This is a genomic window from Streptomyces wuyuanensis, from assembly GCF_900103455.1.
GTDB classification, from domain to species: domain Bacteria; phylum Actinomycetota; class Actinomycetes; order Streptomycetales; family Streptomycetaceae; genus Streptomyces; species Streptomyces wuyuanensis.
On record NZ_FNHI01000004.1, the window covers coordinates 247,523 to 266,439 of the forward strand.

The window sequence follows — 18,917 nt, forward strand, 5'->3', positions numbered from 1 at the left end:
GCCCATCATCCGGTCGGGGACGGGGGCAGGCGCCGCGTCTGTTCCGTACGCCTTTGTACGGGACGTATATGAGGGACCGTCAGCGAACGGTCCCGGGAAGGGCGTCCGGTCAGACCGTCAGCGAACGGTCCGTCGGGCGGATCGGCGCGGGCAGTTCGCTGGTGCCCGTGAGGTAGCGGTCCACCCCGCGCGCCGCGGAACGGCCCTCGGCGATGGCCCAGACGATCAGCGACTGGCCGCGGCCCGCGTCGCCGGCGACGTAGACGCCGTCGACGTTGGTGGCGAAGTCCGCGTCGCGGGCGATGTTGCCGCGCTCGTCCAGCGCCAGGCCGAACTGGGAGACCAGGCCGTTCTCGACGTCGGTGCCGGTGAAGCCCATGGCGAGGGTGACCAGCTGGGCCGGGATCACGCGCTCGGTGCCCGGCTTCTGCGTCAGCTTGCCGTCGACGAACTCGACCTCGACGAGGTGGAGGGACTGGACGTTGCCGTCCGCGTCGCCCTCGAAGTGGGTGGTGGAGACGGAGTAGACCCGCTCACCGCCCTCCTCGTGCGCCGACGTCACCTTGTAGAGCATCGGGAACGTCGGCCAGGGCTGGCCGGCGCTGCGCTCCTCGCCGGGCCGGGGCATGATCTCCAGCTGGGTCACGGAGGCCGCGCCCTGGCGGTGGGCCGTGCCGACGCAGTCGGCGCCGGTGTCGCCGCCGCCGATGACGACGACGTGCTTGCCCTCGGCGGTGATCGGCGGGGACACGAAGTCGCCCTCGACGACCTTGTTGGAGAGCGGCAGGTACTCCATCGCCTGGTGGATGCCGTTCAGTTCGCGGCCCGGCACCGGCAGGTCGCGCGCGGTCGTGGCACCGGCGGCGATGACGACCGCGTCGAACCGCTTGCGCAGGTCCGTCGCCGTGAGGTCGCGGCCGATCTCGATGCCCGTACGGAACTTGGTGCCCTCCGCGCGCATCTGCTCGATGCGGCGGTTGACGTGCCGCTTCTCCATCTTGAACTCGGGGATGCCGTAGCGGAGGAGCCCGCCGATGCGGTCGGCGCGCTCGTAGACGACCACGGTGTGGCCGGCCCGCGTCAGCTGCTGGGCGGCGGCGAGGCCCGCCGGCCCCGAGCCGATGACCGCGGCGGTCTTGCCGGACAGCCGCTCCGGCGGCTGCGGCTTGACGTCACCCGTGTCCCACGCCTTGTCGATGATCGAGACCTCGACGTTCTTGATGGTGACGGCGGGCTGGCTGATGCCGAGGACGCACGCCGACTCGCACGGGGCGGGGCACAGGCGGCCGGTGAACTCCGGGAAGTTGTTCGTGGCGTGCAGCCGCTCGCTGGCCGCCTGCCAGTTCTCGCGGTAGGCGTAGTCGTTCCACTCGGGGATGAGGTTCCCGAGCGGACAGCCGTTGTGGCAGAACGGGATGCCGCAGTCCATGCAGCGCCCGGCCTGCTTGCTGATGATCGGCAGCAGGGAGCCGGGGACGTAGACCTCGTTCCAGTCCTTGACGCGCTCGGCGACGGGGCGGGTCTCGGCGACCTCGCGCCCGGTGGTCAGGAAGCCCTTGGGGTCAGCCATTGGTCGCCGCCTCCATCATCTTCTCGGTGGTCTCCCGCTCGGAGAGACCGGCGAGCTCAGCGGCGTCCTTGGCGGCGAGCACGGCCTTGTACGTGGTCGGGATGATCTTGCTGAACCGGTCCGCGGCGGCGGGCCAGTCGGCGAGGAGCTTCTCGGCCACCGTGGAACCCGTCTCCTCGTGGTGGCGGCGCACGACGTCGTGCAGCCACTCCTTGTCGGTGTCGCTCGGGATCTCGACGGCGTTCGCGTTGCCGGCGTTGACGTTGTCCCGGTCGAGGTCGATGACGTACGCGACACCGCCGGACATGCCGGCCGCGAAGTTGCGTCCCGTCTCGCCGAGGACGACGGCGTGGCCGCCGGTCATGTACTCGCAGCCGTGGTCGCCCACGCCCTCGGAGACCACCAGCGCCCCGGAGTTGCGGACGCAGAAGCGCTCGCCGGTGCGGCCGCGCAGGAACAGCTCGCCGCCGGTGGCGCCGTAGGCGATGGTGTTGCCCGCGATGGTCGAGTACTCGGCGAGGTGGTCGGCGCCGCGGTCGGGGCGGACCACGACCCGGCCGCCGGAGAGGCCCTTGCCGACGTAGTCGTTGGCGTCGCCCTCCAGGCGCAGCGTGACGCCGCGCGGCAGGAAGGCGCCGAAGGACTGGCCGGCGGAGCCGGTGAAGGTGATGTCGATGGTGTCGTCGGGCAGGCCCGCACCGCCGAACTTCTTGGTCACCTCGTGGCCGAGCATCGTGCCGACGGTCCGGTTGATGTTCCGGATCGCGACCTGGGCGCGGACCGGCTGCGCCTCCTCGGCGGTGGCCGCGGCCAGCGCGTCAGCGGACAGCTTGATCAGCTCGTTGTCCAGGGCCTTCTCCAGGCCGTGGTCCTGCTCGACCAGCTGGTGGCGGACGGCGCCCTCGGGCAGGTCGGGCACGTGGAACAGCGGCGCCAGGTCGAGGCCCTGGGCCTTCCAGTGGTTCACCGCGCGGGTGGTGTCCAGCAGCTCGGCGTGGCCGACGGCCTCGTCGAGCGTGCGGAAGCCCAGCTCGGCGAGGAGTTCGCGGACCTCCTCGGCGATGAACTCGAAGAAGTTGACGACGAATTCCGCCTTGCCGGTGAAGCGCTCGCGCAGGACCGGGTTCTGCGTGGCGATGCCGACCGGGCAGGTGTCCAGGTGGCAGACGCGCATCATGATGCAGCCGGACACGACCAGCGGGGCGGTCGCGAAACCGAACTCCTCGGCGCCGAGGAGCGCGGCGATGACGACGTCGCGGCCGGTCTTCAGCTGGCCGTCGGTCTGCACGACGATCCGGTCGCGGAGCCCGTTGAGCAGCAGCGTCTGCTGGGTCTCGGCGAGGCCGAGCTCCCAGGGGCCGCCCGCGTGCTTCAGCGAGGTGAGCGGCGAGGCGCCGGTGCCGCCGTCGTGGCCGGAGATGAGCACCACGTCCGCGTGGGCCTTGGAGACACCCGCGGCGACGGTGCCGACGCCGACCTCGGACACCAGCTTCACGTGGATGCGGGCGGCCGGGTTGGCGTTCTTGAGGTCGTGGATCAGCTGCGCCAGGTCCTCGATCGAGTAGATGTCGTGGTGCGGCGGCGGGGAGATCAGGCCGACACCCGGGGTGGAGTGCCGGGTCTTGGCGACCCACGGGTAGACCTTGGGGCCGGGCAGCTGGCCGCCCTCGCCGGGCTTGGCGCCCTGGGCCATCTTGATCTGGATGTCGTCCGCGTTGACCAGGTACTCGGAGGTCACGCCGAAGCGGCCGGAGGCGACCTGCTTGATGCTCGAGCGGCGCGCCGGGTCGTAGAGGCGGTCCGGGTCCTCTCCGCCCTCACCGGTGTTGGACTTGCCGCCCAGCTGGTTCATGGCGATGGCGAGGGTCTCGTGCGCCTCCTTGGAGATGGAGCCGTACGACATGGCGCCGGTGGAGAAGCGCCTGACGATCTCGGAGACCGGCTCGACCTCGTCGAGGGGGATCGACGGGCGGTCGGACTTGAAGCCGAACATGCCGCGGAGCGTCATCAGGCGCTCGGACTGCTCGTTCACCCGCCCCGTGTACTTCTTGAAGATGTCGTACCGCTTGGTGCGCGTGGCGTGCTGCAGCCGGAAGACGGTCTCGGGGTCGAACAGGTGCGGTTCGCCCTCACGGCGCCACTGGTACTCGCCACCGATGTCCAGCGCGCGGTGCGCCGGGGCGATGCCGCTGGCCGGGTACGCCTTGGCGTGCCGGGCGGCGACCTCCTTGGCGACGACGTCGAGGCCGGCGCCGCCGATCTTCGTCGCGGTGCCGTCGAAGTACTTGGCGACGAAGGCGTCGTCGAGACCGACGGCCTCGAAGACCTGGGCGCCCCGGTAGGAGGCGACGGTGGAGATGCCCATCTTGGACATGACCTTGAGGACGCCCTTGCCGAGCGCCTTGATCAGGTTGCGGATCGCCTGCTCGGGCTCCAGGCCCTCGATGAACGTACCGGCGCGCAGCAGGTCCTCGACGGTCTCCATCGCCAGGTACGGGTTGACGGCGGCGGCGCCGTAGCCGATGAGCAGCGCGACGTGGTGCACCTCGCGGACGTCGCCGGCCTCGACCAGCAGACCCACGTGGGTGCGCTGCTTGGTGCGGATGAGGTGGTGGTGGACCGCCGCGGTGAGCAGCAGCGACGGGATCGGCGCGTGCTCGGCGTCGGAGTGGCGGTCGGACAGCACGATCAGGCGGGCGCCGCCCTCGATGGCGGCGTCGGCCTCGGCGCAGATCTCGTCCAGCCGGGCGGCGAGGGTGTCGCCGCCGCCGGAGACCCGGAAGAGGCCGGAAAGGGTGACGGCCTTCATGCCGGGCATGTCGCCGTCGGCGTTGATGTGGATGAGCTTGGCCAGCTCGTCGTTGTCGATCACCGGGAACGGCAGGGTGACCGAGCGGCAGGACGCGGCGGTCGGCTCCAGCAGGTTGCCCTGTGGGCCGAGCGAGGAGATCAGCGAGGTGACGAGCTCCTCGCGGATGGCGTCCAGCGGCGGGTTGGTGACCTGCGCGAACAGCTGGGTGAAGTAGTCGAACAGCAGCCGCGGGCGCTCGGAGAGGGCCGCGATCGGCGAGTCGGTGCCCATGGAGCCGATCGGCTCGGCGCCGGTGCGGGCCATCGGCGCGAGCAGGACGCGCAGCTCCTCCTCGGTGTAGCCGAAGGTCTGCTGGCGGCGGGTGACCGAGGCGTGGGTGTGGACGATGTGCTCACGCTCGGGCAGGTCGCCGAGCTCGATGATCCCGGCCTCCAGCCACTCCTCGTAGGGCTGCTCGGCGGCCAGCTGGGCCTTGATCTCGTCGTCCTCGATGATGCGGTGCTCGGCGGTGTCGACGAGGAACATCCGGCCCGGCTGGAGGCGGCCCTTGCGGACGACCTTGGCGGGGTCGATGTCCAGGACGCCGACCTCGGAGGAGAGCACGACGAGGCCGTCGTCGGTGACCCAGTAGCGACCGGGGCGCAGGCCGTTGCGGTCGAGGACCGCGCCGACCTGGGTGCCGTCGGTGAAGGTGACGCAGGCCGGGCCGTCCCAGGGCTCCATCATCGTGGAGTGGTACTGGTAGAAGGCGCGCCGGGCCGGGTCCATGGAGTCGTGGTTCTCCCACGCCTCGGGAACCATCATCAGCACGCTGTGCGGCAGCGAGCGGCCGCCGAGGTGGAGCAGCTCCAGGACCTCGTCGAAGGAGGCGGAGTCGGAGGCGTCCGGCGTGCAGAGCGGGAAGATCCGGTCCAGGTTCCCGTCCCCGAACAGCTCGCTGACCAGCTGCGACTCACGGGCCCGCATCCAGTTGCGGTTGCCCTTGACGGTGTTGATCTCACCGTTGTGCGCCACGAAGCGGTACGGGTGGGCCAGCGGCCAGCTCGGGAAGGTGTTCGTGGAGAACCGGGAGTGGACCAGGGCCACTGCGGTGGCGAGGCGGCGGTCCGAGAGGTCCGGGAAGAAGGGCTCCAGCTGGCCGGTGGTCAGCATGCCCTTGTAGACGATGGTGCGTGCGGAGAGCGACGGGAAGTACACGCCGGCCTCGCGCTCGGCGCGCTTGCGCAGCACGAACGCCTTGCGGTCGAGGGCGATGCCGCTGAGCGCGGAGCCTCCGGCCCGGGGGTCGTCCCCGGCCACGAAGAGCTGGCGGAAGACGGGCATCGTCGAACGGGCCGTCGCGCCGAGCAGCTCGGGCGCGACGGGGACGTCGCGCCAGCCGAGGACGGAGAGGTCCTCCTCTGCGGCGATCGTCTCGATCCGTGAGACGGCCTCGTCTTCGGCGCCCTGCGGGACGAAGGCGATGCCGACGGCGTACGAACCGGCCTCGGGGAGCTCGAATCCGGCGACCTCGCGCAGGAAGGCGTCCGGGACCTGGAGGAGGATGCCGGCCCCGTCGCCGGAGTCGGGCTCGGAGCCGGTGGCGCCGCGGTGCTCGAGGTTGCGCAGAACGGTCAACGCCTGCTCGACCAGCTCATGGCTGGCAACACCGGTGAGGGTGGCCACGAACCCGACGCCGCAGGCGTCGTGTTCGTTACGGGGGTCGTACATCCCCTGCGGGGCGGGGCGACCGTCCATGGGCGACCAGGCGTCGGAACGCATCGGCTCTCCCGTCGTCGTCGTGGCATGTGGCGGTGCCGAGGGACGACGTTGGCCCTCCGCTGAAATTTCGTGCAGGTTACATGATGGAGAGGTTCTCGGGAAGCGGATAGCCCATTCCAACATGCGGACACCGCGCTATGGGGTTCTGATAGCGGCGCAGGTGGGGGCGGGTGCGGACAGATCGGCTTGGGATCGGTGTCCACGGACCCGGGATGCAGAGCAGGCTTCGTTGCCCACAGCGCGTGTGGCTCATGCCCGGCGGTTAAGGATTCGAAACCGCCCGGTAACGGCTCTTGGTGTGAGGCCAAGACCAAGTGTCGCACCTCACGGCCCGATAGGGCAGCAGGACGTAGGTCACAGCCTCCGGAAGGGACCCCCGAAGGCTGTGACGACGCAGGTCGAACGGCTAGACGGCGGCCCCGACCAGGCTTCCGATCCCGTAGGTGACGGCCGCGGCGGCACCGCCCAGGGCCAGCTGGCGCAGCCCGCTGAACCACCAGCCGCGCGCGGTCACCCTGGACACCAGCGCGCCGCAGGCGAACAGCCCCAGGAGCGCCAGCAGCACCGCGGGCCACAGCGTGGTGGCGCCCAGGAGGTACGGCAGGACCGGCAGCAGCGCACCCAGGGCGAACGACCCGAAGGACGAGACGGCGGCCACCGTCGGCGAGGGCAGCTCGTCCGGGTCGATGCCCAGCTCCTCGCGGGCGTGGATCTCCAGGGCCTGCTCGGGATCCCTGGACAGCTGCATGGCCACCTCACGGGCGAGCCGGGGCTCGACACCGCGGGCCACGTACAGCGCGGCCAGCTCCTCCATCTCGTCGACCGGGTGCTTGCGCAGCTCACGGCGCTCGACGTCCAGTTCCGCCTGGACGAGCTCGCGCTGCGAGGCGACGGAGGTGTACTCGCCCGCGGCCATCGAGAAGGCGCCGGCCGCGAGGCCGGCGAGGCCCGTGATCACGATGGTCTGCGGGGACGCGGACCCGCCCGCGACACCGGTCATCAGGGCCAGGTTGGACACGAGCCCGTCCATCGCGCCGAACACCGCGGGACGCAGCCAGCCGCCGTTGACATCGCGGTGCGTGTGGTTGTCGCGGTGCGCCTCGTGAAGCGTCGCCTCGGTCTCGATGATGGACACAGCTCTCCCCTCGTTCCCCGGAGCGGGTCCACGTCCGTGCCCCGCCCCGTTTCTCGTTCTCGAAAGTACGCGCGATGTAAGGGGCGCGCTAGCAAGGCAGGCTTTACTTACCTGGTCAGAGCGCTGGGCTCCGCCCTTGGGCCGGACGCGTGAACCGGGGTTTCCCGCGCCCGCACCCGGCGCCCCGCGTGGGACAGATCGAGGAAGGGGCCCGAAGGGGTGCGAAGGAGTGGCGCGGTGGACTGGATTGCATGCGATCGGGCCCGCGGCGCGCTCCTGGGACTGGCCGTGGGCGACGCCCTGGGCGCACCCGCCGAGAACATGCGGCCGTCGGAGATCCGCCGCCGCTGGGGCCGCATCGAGGGCTTCGTGAGCGACAGCCCCGCCGGCACGGACGACACGGAGTACGCGATCTTCTCCGGGCTGCTGCTCGCCCGGCACGGGTCGGCGCTGACCGTGGCACACGTGGAGAAGGCGTGGCACCACTGGATCGCGGACCTGGACGAGGGTCCGTTCCGGGGTGCCGGATTCAGCGAGCGCGGCACGCTGGAGAACCTGCGCCGAGGGCTGGCGGCACCCATCACCGCGCAGCACCGGCACGCGTGGAGCGACGGGCTCGCGATGCGGGCGGCGCCGTTCGGGGTGTTCGCCGCGGGCTCCCCCGACGAGGCGGCGCGGCTGGTGGCCATCGACGGCTGCGTGAGCCATGACGGCGAGGGCATCTACGGCGGGCAGGCGGTGGCGGCGGGGGTGGCCGCGGCGATGGCGGGAGCCGGCCCGGCGGGAGTGATCGGCGCGGCCCTGTCCGTCGTCCCCCTGGACTCCTGGACCTCGCGTTCGATGCGCCGGGCGGTCGTGGCCGCGGAACGCGCCGGGACGGACCTGCTCGGCCGCGAACGCACGGTCCGCTCCGCGGTCGTCATCGGCGGCTACCCGTGGACCGACCTGGCGCCCGAGGCGGTCGGCCTGGCTTTCGGCGCCTTCGCGGCGGCCCGCGGCGACTTCCGCACGTCGGTGCTGACCGCGGTCAACATGGGCCGCGACGCCGACACCACCGCCGCGGTCGCCGGCGCGCTGGCCGGCGCGATGTCGGGCGCCTCCGCCATCCCGCCGGACTGGGCCGCCGCGATCGGCCCGGTCCGGGGCAGTTGCCTCCCCTCGATGCGCGGCTACCACGTCCTGGACATCGCGGATCTGCTCACCCCGTACGACGACACCGAGGCCCTCTCATGACCCCCCGCCCCCTCGACTCCGCCACCCCGGACCAGCCCGCCCCCGACAGCCCGGACTCCCCTCCGGACCTGGCGGCGAACCGGCCGGACACGCCCGACGACGGGTCGGGGGAGGGGGCGCCGGACCCGGGGACGGTCCGGGAGGACCAGCAGCAGGGCCCGGAGACACCGACGGGCACCCGGGCCGGAGGCCCGGATGAGGTGTGGGAGCGGGTCGCGCGTACGGCGGACGGCGTGTCCCCGGGCCGGACGCAACGGCCGGCGGGCGCCGGCCCGGAGGCACCCGCGAGATCGACGGCCGAGGCGACGGGTGCGGGGCCCGGGGCTCCGCAGGGCTCCACCGGCGCGCAGACACCGGCGGAATCCCCAGCCGGCGCGGCAGGTGCGGTGCGCCGGGTCCGGGAGGGCGCAGAAACGGTCCGCCGGGCCGGAGCGAACGAAGCCGCCGCGACGCGGGCCCGGTCGGCCGGGACCGGCGCGGGCACGGCGCCCGCCGGAATCGCCGGGGCGAGCGGAGCGGCCCAAGCAGCGGCAGCCACCGGGGCGAGCAAGGCAGCCGAAGCGACCGGAACGGCCGGTACCGCCGCAAACGCCGGACCACCATCGAGCGGATCGGCCACGGCGCCCGACGGCACCGCCGGGGCGAGCGGAACGGCCCGAGCAGCGGCAGCCACTGGTACCGCCCAAGCAGCCGGAACCGTCGGAAGCGCTGGGGCCGCCGACACCACAAAGACCGCCGGGGCGAGCGGGGGGGCCCAAGCGGCCGCAGCCACTGGTACCGCCCAAGCAGCCGGAACCGCCCAAGCGGCCGCAGCCACCGATACCACCAAGACCACCGAGGCGAGCGGGGCGGCCCAAGCCACCGGAACCGCCGGACCCGCCGGAACGCCCCAAGCAGCCGCAGCCACCGGAGCGGCCCGAGCAGCCGCCGGGCTCTCCGCCGGCGCCGGCGCCTCGGGTGCCGACCGCACCGCGCGCGAGCGCTCGTGGAGGCCGGAGCACTCGCGCCCGGTGGGACGGCCCGAGCACGGGACGGACCCGCTGCGGCGGCACACGGCACCGGGCAGCCGGTCGCGCGGCGCGGCGGCCGACGACGGTCCTGCCGCCGGGCGGAGCCGGCCGCAGGACGGCCACGGTGCCGGGACCAGGAGCGGCGGGCCCGTGTCGGGGTGGGGCTACTCCTCCTGGCTGCACCGGACGGCGCTCCGCCCCGGCGAGGCCCCCGCCGCGCGGGCGCGCACCGCTCCTCCCGCTCACGACGTGCACCGCGCCCGGATCGAGGGACTGCTGCTCGGGCTCGCCGCCGGTGACGCCGCGGGATGGCCCGCCGCGCGGCACCGGGCCGCGCGGATGCCGGAGTGGACCCGGCGTCTCACCCGTGAGCTCGACACGTTCGCCGAACAGAACGCCACGACCACCCTCCCGGTCCCGATCGCCCTCAACCAGCCCCCGGAACCTCTGCGCCTCGGCCCGTCCGACGACGCCGAGTGGGCCGCCTTCGCCGCCGAGACGGTCCTCGCCTCCGCGGGAGAACGGTTCGACGGGCTCGACCCCGGGCGCCGTATGCGCGCCGCGGTCGATCGTGCCTGGAACGCCCTGGCCGGAAAGATCGCCGCGGCCGAGGCGCGTGCCCCCGAGGTCGAGGCGGCCGTGCCTCCCCTCCGGGCCCGGATCTCCGTACGCGCGGGCCTCGGCAATCTGGCCACCGGACTGCGCCCGCCCGCCACGGGCCACGACAACCCGCACTACTTCGACGACGCCGCCTGCGTCCGGGCCGCCGTCCTCGCCGTCGTCCACCCGGGCGATCCGCGGACCGCCGCCGATCTCGCCGAGTTCGACGCCCGCTACACCCAGGACGGCGACGGGGTCCACGGCGCCCGTGCCATGGCGGCGGCCGTCGCGGCGGCGCTGGGCGGCGCACCGGTGGACGCGTCCGTCGGCGCCGCCCTCGCCGAACTCCCCGAGGCAACCGAGATCGGCCGCAACGCCCGGCACGCCCTCGCGCTCGCCCGCGACGCGGAGGACGCCTTCTCCCTCGTGCCCCTGCTGGAGCACCAGATCGTCGACCACGTCTACAGCTACGGAATCGCCGCCGCCGAGACCGTGCCCGTCGCCCTCGCCCTCGTGACGGCGGCGCGCGGCCGGATGGGCGGCGCGCTCCCCGCCGCCGCATGCCTGTCGCGCGTCGCCGACTCGGCGCCCGCCCTCGCCGGTGCGCTGACCGGCGCCCTCGGCGGCGGCGCGGCCGTGCCCGCGGCATGGCGGGACGCCTGCCGCACCCTGGCCGGCTGCGCCCTGCCCCGCCTGGCCGGTACGGACCTCGTCGAACTGGCGGGGCTGCTCGCCCGCACGATCCGCCCGCCGGACGGTCCTCCGCTCGCCCCGCACGGCGCGCCGCCCGCCGCCGCGCCGGTCCCGGTGACCCACCCGACCTCGGCCGCGGGGACACCCGTGCGGACTCCGGACCCGTAACTCGCCTCTCCCGGGCGCGAATCCCCGACGCGGCCTGCCTCACCGGCGCCCACCCCGGGTGGACAATTCCGACATGACACTCTCAGCGCACCCGGTCGCCCCGCTCGACGACCGGATCACGGGCTCCCTCGTCGGCGCGGCGGTGGGCGACGCGCTCGGCGGCCCGGTCGAGGGATACACGCCGGAGCAGATCGTGGAACGCCACGGCGGCCGGGTTCGGGGCATCGTCGGCCCCTGGCACGGCGACGACTGGCGCACCGCCCGCCCCATCGCGCCGTACCACAAGGGCGACGGGCACGTCACCGACGACACCCTGATGACGCACGCACTCGTGCGCGTCTACGCCACCGTCCGTGACCACCTCGACGCGTACGCCGTCGCCGACCACCTCGTACCGGACCTCGTCTCCACTCCCCGCTGGATCCCCGAGCTGGAGGCCGAGGCCCTCCCCCTGCAGCGGGTGTTCCTGGCCGAGAAGTGGCTCGCGGCCCGGCTGCACTACGGCCACGTCGATCCCCGTGAGGCCGGGGCGGGCAACATCGTCAACTGCGGTGCGGCCATGTACATGGCGCCCGTCGGCCTGGTCAACGCGGCCGACCCGGCCGCCGCCTACGCGGAGGCCCTGGACGTGGCGGGAGCCCACCAGTCCTCGTACGGGCGCGAGGCGGCGGGCGTCCTCGCGGCCGCGGTCGCCGCGGCCTGCACACCCGGCGCGAGCCCGGAGTCCGTCGTCGAGACCTGTCTGTCGCTCGCCAAGGACGGCACCCGTTCGGCGATCGAGGCGGTGGCCGAAGTGGCCTCCCGCCACAGCGACTTCGAACCCGCGCTCCGTCCGCTCCGCGAGGCTGTCGCGCCCTTCGACACCGTCGGGCCCGACTACCGCTCCCCCTCCCTGGCGGCTCGCCGCCCCTCCCGGCTGCACTCCGTCGAGGAACTCCCCATCGCACTGGGCATGCTGCTCATCGGCGACGGCGACTTCCGCAGGACCGTGCTCGGTTCCGTGAACTACGGCCGGGACTGCGACTCGATCGCCACGATGTCCGGGGCGATCGCCGGCGCGCTGCACGGCGAGGAACCGGTCCCCACCGACTGGGTGAAGACCGTCTCCGAGGCCAGCCGCCTGGATCTGCACGCCCCGGCCCGCGCGCTCACGGAGGTCGCGTACGAGGTCTTCGCCCGCGACACCCGGCGCCGCCGGGCGCACGAGGCCGCCTTCGCGCGGCTCACGGAAGCCCGGTGAACCTCCGGCTCACCTGGGTCCAGCCCGAGGACCTGGTAGGCCACGAGCTCCGCCAGGCCGCCGAGGACGGCCGCGACGCCTCGGCGGTCGCACACCGCTGGCGTACGGCGGGCGGCACCCCGGCACCGCCGGCCGCGGGTGCCTCACCCCGCTCCGCCGACCCGCGGCTGCGGAAGCTGGCGATCCGGCTGCTGGACGAACTGGACGCGCTCCCCTCTCCGTTCGCCGACCGCGAGCCGACGGGCCTCCCGGCCATCCGGGCGGCCTGCCCCGACTGGCCGGCGTCCTGCTCGCGGGAGCGGGCGAAGCACCCGACGGGCGAACGGTCGAAGGACACGCCCGGGTGCGGGCCCGACGGGACCCTGGAGCAGCGGCTGCACGCCGCCTGGCTCGGCCGGGCGGCGGGCTGTCTGCTCGGCAAGCCCGTGGAGAAGCTCCCCCTGAACGCCGTCCGCGCACTCGCCCGCGCGACCGGCAACTGGCCGCTCTCGAACTGGTTCACGGCGAAGGGCGTGCCCCCCGGGCTGCTCGCCGCCCACCCCTGGAACCGCCGCTCCGCCCCCACCTCCCTCGCCGAGAACATCGACGGCATGCCCGAGGACGACGACCTCAACTACCCGCTGCTGAACCTGCTCCTCCTCCAGCGCCACGGACCGGACTTCGGCACCGCCGACGTCGCACGGCTGTGGCTGGACGAACTCCCCGCCGGCCGTACGTTCACCGCCGAGCGGGTCGCGTACCGCAATCTCCTCGACGGGCTGGAACCGCCGGACACCGCCACCCGCCACAACCCCTTCCGGGAGTGGATCGGCGCCGCCATCCGCGCCGACGTGCACGGCTGGACCCACCCGGGCGACCCGGCGGCCGCGGCCGAGCAGGCCCACCGCGACGCGGTGCTCACCCACACCGCGAACGGCGTGTACGGGGCCATGTTCATCGCGGCCGCACTCGCCGTCGCGGCCGGCGGCGGCACCGACGTGCACGGGTGCCTGCGCGAAGGACTCCGTGTCGTCCCGCCCCGGTCGCGGTTCGCTGCGGCCGTGCGCGGCGGCATCGCCACCGCCGCCGCGCACGACGACTTCGACACGGTCGTGGACCGGCTGCACGCGGCGCACGGCGCCTGTCACTGGGTGCACGTCATCCCCAACGCGGCCCTGCTCGCCGCCGCGCTCACCCACGCGGACGGCGACTTCGCCGGCTCGATCTGCCGTGCGGTCTCGGGCGGCTGGGACACGGACTCCAACGGCGCCACCGCCGGTTCGCTGGCCGGGCTGCTCGCCGGCCGCCCCGACCGCCTGCCCGAGCGCTGGACGGCCCCGCTCAAGAACCGACTCGCCACTACCGTCGGAGGGTTCGACGGCATCGGCTTCGACTCGCTCGCCCGCCTCACGTACGACCGCATCAATCTCCGGGAGGACCCGCACCCATGACCGGCATCGTCGTGCTCGGCAGCACCAACATGGACCTCGTCGCCTACGTCCCGAAGGCGCCGCAGCGCGGGGAGACCGTGACGGGCCGGGAGTTCCGCACCGTCCCCGGCGGCAAGGGCGCCAACCAGGCCGTCGCCGCCGCCCGGGCCGGCGGCGAGGTGGCGATGATCGGCGCCGTGGGCACGGACGACTTCGGCGTCGTGCTGCGGGAGACGCTCGAACACTCCGCGGTCGACACCGATCTGCTGCGCACCGCGGAGGGGCCGTCCGGAACCGCGCACATCGTGGTGGACGACGAGGGCGGCAACGCCATCGTCGTCATCCCCGGCGCCAACGGGACGGTGGACCACCTCACCCCCGGCGACGAGACCCTCATCGCCGCCGCCGACGCGCTGCTCCTCCAGCTCGAACTGCCCCTCGCGGGGGTGATCGCCGGCGCCGAGGCCGCCCATCGGCACGGGGTACGGACCGTCCTCACCCCCTCGCCCGCGCAGCCCCTGCCGCCCGAACTGCTCGCGGTCACCGACCTGCTGGTGCCCAACGAGCACGAGGCCGCCCTGCTCACCGGAATCGCCGACCCGCGAGCCGCGGCCGAGGCGCTGCTCCGCCAGGTGCCGCAGGTCGTGATCACGCTCGGCGCGGCGGGCAGCCTCCACGCCGCCCGGGGCGCCGAACCCGTCACGGTCCCGGCGCCCCGGGTGCGTGCCGTCGACACGACGGCCGCCGGGGACACCTTCGTCGGCGTCCTCACCGTGGCCCTGGTCGAGGGCCGGCCGATGCCCGAGGCGATGGCCTGGGCATCCACCGCGGCGGCGCTGTCCGTCCAGCGCGCCGGCGCCTCGTCCTCCATGCCGTACCGGCCCGAGATCGACGCCGGCCGGCTGGAGGGCGCCACGGGAGGCTGAGCCCGCCGGGCGCTGCCGCGGGCGGCGCCCCGCTGCGAGTGCCCGCCGATCGCGGCGCCGCGAGGCCACCGCCGCCGGATCGCACACCACGACCGCGACCGGCACCGTACGGAACGCACCCCGTGCCCCGGCCGCCCGGCACGAGCCACGACAGCCCGTACCCACGACAGCCCGTACCCCCTCGACCCGTCACCGCACCGCGCACGCCCCGCAGGAGACTCGCAAGGAGCCCCCATGCACGATCCCGACGCCGACGTCGTCACCGCTCGCCAGTCCGTCCCAGCCGGTGCGCCCGCCGCGGGCGGGCCGCTCGCCGGGCTGCGCGTCCTCGATCTCGCCACCCTCTTCGCCGGCCCGCTCGCCGCGACGATGCTCGGCGACTTCGGCGCCGATGTGATCAAGGTCGAGCACCCCGGGAAGCCCGACCCGTCACGGGGCCACGGGCCCGGCAAGAACGGCGTCGGACTGTGGTGGAAGCTGCTCGGCCGCAACAAGCGCACCATCACGCTCGACCTGTCCACACCCGGCGGCCGCGAGACCTTCCTGCGGCTGGCCGCCACCGCGGACGTCGTCGTCGAGAACTTCCGCCCCGGCACGCTGGAGCGGTGGCAGCTCGGCTGGGAGGAGCTGAGCGCCGCCAATCCCCGGGTGGTGCTGGCCCGGGTCACCGGCTTCGGCCAGTTCGGCCCGTACTGCCACCGGCCCGGTTTCGGCACCCTCGCCGAAGCCATGAGCGGGTTCGCCGCGATCACCGGCGAGCCGGACGGCCCGCCCACGCTGCCGCCCTTCGGGCTCGCCGACTCCATCGCGGCCCTCGCCACCGCCTACGCCGTCATGACCGCCCTCACCGCCCGCGCCGCCAACGGCCGCGGCCAAGTCGTCGACATGGCCATCATCGAGCCCATCCTCACCGTGCTCGGTCCGCAGCCCATCTGGTACGACCAGCTCGGCTACGTCCAGCCGCGCACCGGCAACCGCTCCCGCAACAACGCGCCCCGCAACACCTACCGGGCAGCCGACGGCGCCTGGCTCGCCGTCTCCACCTCCGCGCAGTCCGTGGCCGAGCGCGTGATGCGGCTCGTCGGCCGTCCGGAACTGACCTCCGAGCCGTGGTTCGCCTCCGGCAGCGGACGGGCCGAGCACGCGGACGTGCTGGACGAGGCCGTGGGCGCCTGGATCGCCCGCCACACCCGGGACGAGGTCATCGCCGCCTTCGACAAGGCCGAGGCCGCGGTCGCCCCCGTCTACGACGTACGGGACGTCATGGAGGACCCCCAGTACCGGGCGCTGGACAGCGTCACCGAGGTTCCCGATCCGGAGCTCGGCCCGATCCGCATGCAGAACATCCTCTTCCGCCTCTCCGAGACTCCCGGAGGCATCCGCTGGGCCGGCCGGCCGCACGGCGCGGACACCGACGCCGTCCTGGGCGAACTCGGGCTCACCCCCGCCAGGATCGCCGCGCTGCGCGGCGAAGGCGCGCTATGACCCCGCTCACTTGGCTGTACGTCCCCGGGGACCGCCCCGAGGTGGTCCAGAAGGCGCTGTCGTCCGGCGCCGACATCGTGATCGTCGACCTCGAGGACGCGGTCGCCCCGCACCGCAAGACGTACGCGCTCGCGGCCACCGCCGAACTGCTCTCCTCCCCCCAGCCCGTGCCGGTCCACGTCCGCATCCACGCGGAACGCGACATCGCACCGCTGGCCCCCCTGCCGGGACTGGCGGCTCTGCGCATCCCCAAGGTGACACACGCCACCGACATCCGTGTCACGGCGAAGCTGGCCCCCGGTAAGGGGCTGTACGCGCTGCTGGAATCGGCGGGTGGAGTGGAGCACGCGTACGCGATCGCGACCGCCGACCCGGCGGTGCGCGGTATCGCGCTCGGCGAGGCGGATCTCCGGGCGGACCTGGGCGTGCGGAACGACACCGGACTGGACTGGCCGCGCAGCCGCGTCGTCGTCGCCGCCCGCGCGGCGGGTCTGCCCCCGCCGACGCAGTCGGTGTTCCCCGACATCCGGGACCTGGACGGGCTGGCGGCCTCCTGTGCCCACGGACGCTCGCTGGGCTTCCTCGGCCGGGCCGCGATCCACCCCCGGCAGCTCCCGGTGATCGAGCGCGCCTATCTCCCCGGCCCCGAGGAGGTGGAGGCGGCGGAGGAGATCGTCAAGGCGGCGACGACGGACGCGGGCGCCCTGGCCCTCCCCGACGGCCGCTTCGTCGACGCGGCCGTCGTCGCGGCGGCCCACCGCACGCTCTCCCTGGCAGGCCGCGACGGCGCCTGACGCGGCCTGCCGCAGGGCGGCAGGGCCGCAGGGCGACGGGCCCGCGAAGCCCGCAGGGCCGCCCGGCCGTGACGGCCGGGCGGCCCTGCGGAAACGCCCTGTGCGGAGCCTCGGCTCCCGGTCAGCCTCTGTTCGCGGACCCCGAGTCCGCCGGGTCGCCCTCGGCGTCCTTGTCCAGGGACGTCGCGCCGGAGGCGGAGTCGGCGCCCGCCCCGTTGCCCTGCCGCACGGCGGCGGGCTCGACGATCTCCTCACGGCCGGGGCGGAGCCGGGCGGAGACCACGATGTAGACGACGGCAAGGGCGAACACCACGATCGCGGTCCAGACGTTCAGCCGCAGGCCGAGGACGTGGTGCGCCTCGTCGACGCGCATGTACTCGATCCAGGCCCGGCCGGCGCAGTACGCGGCGACGTACAGCGCGAACGCGCGCCCGTGCCCCAGCCTGAAGCGGCGGTCGGCCCAGACGACCAGCAGCGCGACACCCACGCACCACAGCGACTCGTAGAGGAACGTCGGGTGGTAGAGGCCCGCCTCCCGGTTCACTCCCTCGCTGATCTCGAGAGCCCACGGGAGATCGGTCGGCTTGCCGTACAGCTCCTGGTTGAACCAGTTGCCCCAGCGGCCGATCGCCTGGGCGATGGCGATGGCGGGCGCGATGGCGTCTGCGTACGCGGGCAGCGGGATGCCCCGCCGGCGGCAGGCGATCCACGCTCCCACCGCGCCGAACGCGATGGCGCCCCAGATGCCGAGGCCGCCCTCCCAGATCTTGAACGCGTCGACCCAGTTCTCACCCTCGCCGAAGTACAGCTGGTAGTCGGTGATCACGTGGTACAGACGGCCGCCGACGAGGCCGAAAGGGACGGCCCACACGGCGACGTCGGCCACCGTGCCGGCTTTGCCGCCGCGGGCGATCCAGCGCTTGTTGCCGTACCAGACGGCCACGAAGACACCGATGATGATGCAGAAGGCGTAGCCGCGCAGCGGAAGCGGTCCGAGGTGGACGACACCCGTGGACGGGCTGGGAATGTAGGCAAGGTCCATGGCAGGTCCGACGCTACCTTGCCGGGCCCGGGGCACGGCAAGCGACCGCGCAACGTCTGGATAACGAGCCCCCGCACGACGAGTCCCCCACCACCGACGACGACCGGGCCACCGGGCCGAGCGGCGGTCGACCGGCACCCCGCGCACACGCGGGGGTGGGCGCCCCCGGCCGCGCCGCGGAACGCCCACCCGGGAACGCGTGCCCGTCAGGAAGCCGCCGGGCTCGGCTGCGCCGAGCCGGGCTTCTTGCCCTTGTTGGCCTCGGCGACCCACTTCCGCAGGTTCTCGGGGCTGATCTGCTCGTTGCCCTTCTGCGGGAACACCGACTCGCCGTTGAGCAGCACCGTCGGTGTGCCCCGGAAGTTCTGCTTCTCGAAGGCCTGACCGGACTTGTCCACCCAGCTGTCGTGCCTGCCGGACTCCACGCACTCGGTGAACGCGGGGGTGGCGAGGCCCGGGACCTTGCCCGCCAGCTCGATGAGCCGCTTGTTGTCCCCGAAGGCGTCCTCGGTCTCCGGCGGCTGGTTCTGGTAGAGCACGTCGTGGTACTCCACGAACTTCCCGGCGTCCTGCGCGCACGCGGCCGCGTTCGCCGAGCGGTGCGAGCCGTTGCCGCCCATGCCCCCGTCGATGATCGTCGCGAGGTGGTACTCGACCCTGAGCTGACCCGAGGCGGTCAGGTCGTGGATCGTCTGCCTCATCACGTTCTCGAACTGGGCGCAGGCCGGGCAGCGGAAGTCCTCCCAGACCGTGAGCGTCGACGGCGCGTCGTCGGCGCCCGCCGGGAGGGCGAGCGCGTCCTCGCCCTGGGCGCCGCTCGGGGCCACCACCGGACCGTCGGCGGCCGAGCCCTCGTCCTTGCCCCCGCCGCCCGCCGCGATCACGCCGACGACCGCGGCCAGACCAAGGACGCCGACCACGGCGGCGGACACGATCAACAGGCGCCGTCGCTTCTCACGGGCCTTCTGCTGCTCGCGTTCGCGCATGAGCCGCTCGCGCGCGGCCCGCCTTCCCTCTTGGTTGTTCTCGCTCACGACCA

At 73.7% G+C, this 18,917-nt stretch carries 12 protein-coding genes; 7 read left to right on the forward strand and 5 right to left on the reverse strand.

The window, feature by feature from the left end; all coding sequences use genetic code 11:
* Positions 1–109 precede the first annotated feature (109 nt).
* The 3 genes from BLT82_RS08350 to BLT82_RS08360 form a co-directional block, all read right to left on the reverse strand.
* Positions 110–1,570, reverse strand: coding sequence for a glutamate synthase subunit beta (locus tag BLT82_RS08350; protein WP_093653219.1), 1,461 nt, complete (start codon positions 1,568–1,570; stop codon positions 110–112).
* Entirely contained in the window at positions 1,563–6,143 is a 4,581-nt protein-coding gene (gene gltB, locus BLT82_RS08355; protein WP_093653220.1) for a glutamate synthase large subunit, read from the reverse strand. The genes BLT82_RS08350 and gltB overlap by 8 nt, the downstream gene beginning before the upstream one ends.
* A 406-nt stretch (positions 6,144–6,549) precedes the next feature.
* Positions 6,550–7,278 carry a VIT1/CCC1 transporter family protein gene (locus BLT82_RS08360; protein ID WP_093653221.1) on the reverse strand — a complete coding sequence of 243 codons (729 nt, stop codon included), beginning with the start codon at positions 7,276–7,278 and terminating at the stop codon, positions 6,550–6,552.
* Positions 7,279–7,497: 219 nt separating this feature from the next.
* Here BLT82_RS08360 and BLT82_RS08365 point away from each other — a divergent pair, with 219 nt between their 5' ends.
* From BLT82_RS08365 to BLT82_RS08395, 7 genes are all read left to right on the forward strand, one after another.
* Positions 7,498–8,511 carry an ADP-ribosylglycohydrolase family protein gene (locus BLT82_RS08365; RefSeq protein ID WP_404203358.1) on the forward strand — a complete coding sequence of 338 codons (1,014 nt, stop codon included), beginning with the start codon at positions 7,498–7,500 and terminating at the stop codon, positions 8,509–8,511.
* A gap of 1,160 nt (positions 8,512–9,671) precedes the next feature.
* Positions 9,672–10,982, forward strand: coding sequence for an ADP-ribosylglycohydrolase family protein (locus tag BLT82_RS08370; protein WP_093653355.1), 1,311 nt, complete (start codon positions 9,672–9,674; stop codon positions 10,980–10,982).
* A 73-nt stretch (positions 10,983–11,055) separates the two neighbouring features.
* A complete protein-coding gene (locus tag BLT82_RS08375) occupies positions 11,056–12,222 on the forward strand; it encodes an ADP-ribosylglycohydrolase family protein (RefSeq protein ID WP_093653223.1) in 1,167 nt (388 codons plus the stop codon).
* Entirely contained in the window at positions 12,219–13,652 is a 1,434-nt protein-coding gene (locus BLT82_RS08380; protein WP_093653224.1) for an ADP-ribosylglycohydrolase family protein, read from the forward strand. Before BLT82_RS08375 ends, BLT82_RS08380 begins: the two co-directional genes overlap by 4 nt.
* Complete coding sequence (gene rbsK / locus BLT82_RS08385; RefSeq protein WP_093653225.1) at positions 13,649–14,557, forward strand: ribokinase; 909 nt, start codon at positions 13,649–13,651, stop codon at positions 14,555–14,557. The genes BLT82_RS08380 and rbsK overlap by 4 nt, the downstream gene beginning before the upstream one ends.
* 234 nt (positions 14,558–14,791) lie before the next feature.
* On the forward strand, positions 14,792–16,042 hold the full coding sequence (locus BLT82_RS08390) for a CaiB/BaiF CoA transferase family protein (RefSeq protein ID WP_208867774.1): 1,251 nt from the start codon (positions 14,792–14,794) through the stop codon (positions 16,040–16,042).
* A complete protein-coding gene (locus BLT82_RS08395) occupies positions 16,039–16,836 on the forward strand; it encodes an HpcH/HpaI aldolase/citrate lyase family protein (protein WP_093653226.1) in 798 nt (265 codons plus the stop codon). The genes BLT82_RS08390 and BLT82_RS08395 overlap by 4 nt, the downstream gene beginning before the upstream one ends.
* 121 nt (positions 16,837–16,957) lie before the next feature.
* On the opposite strand, the gene lgt is transcribed toward BLT82_RS08395, so the two are convergent.
* Positions 16,958–17,878, reverse strand: a complete 921-nt coding sequence (gene lgt, locus BLT82_RS08400; RefSeq protein ID WP_093653227.1) for a prolipoprotein diacylglyceryl transferase — start codon at positions 17,876–17,878, stop codon at positions 16,958–16,960.
* Positions 17,879–18,084: 206 nt separating this feature from the next.
* On the reverse strand, positions 18,085–18,912 hold the full coding sequence (locus tag BLT82_RS08405; protein ID WP_208867776.1) for a DsbA family protein: 828 nt from the start codon (positions 18,910–18,912) through the stop codon (positions 18,085–18,087).
* Between the last annotated feature and the right edge of the window lie 5 nt (positions 18,913–18,917).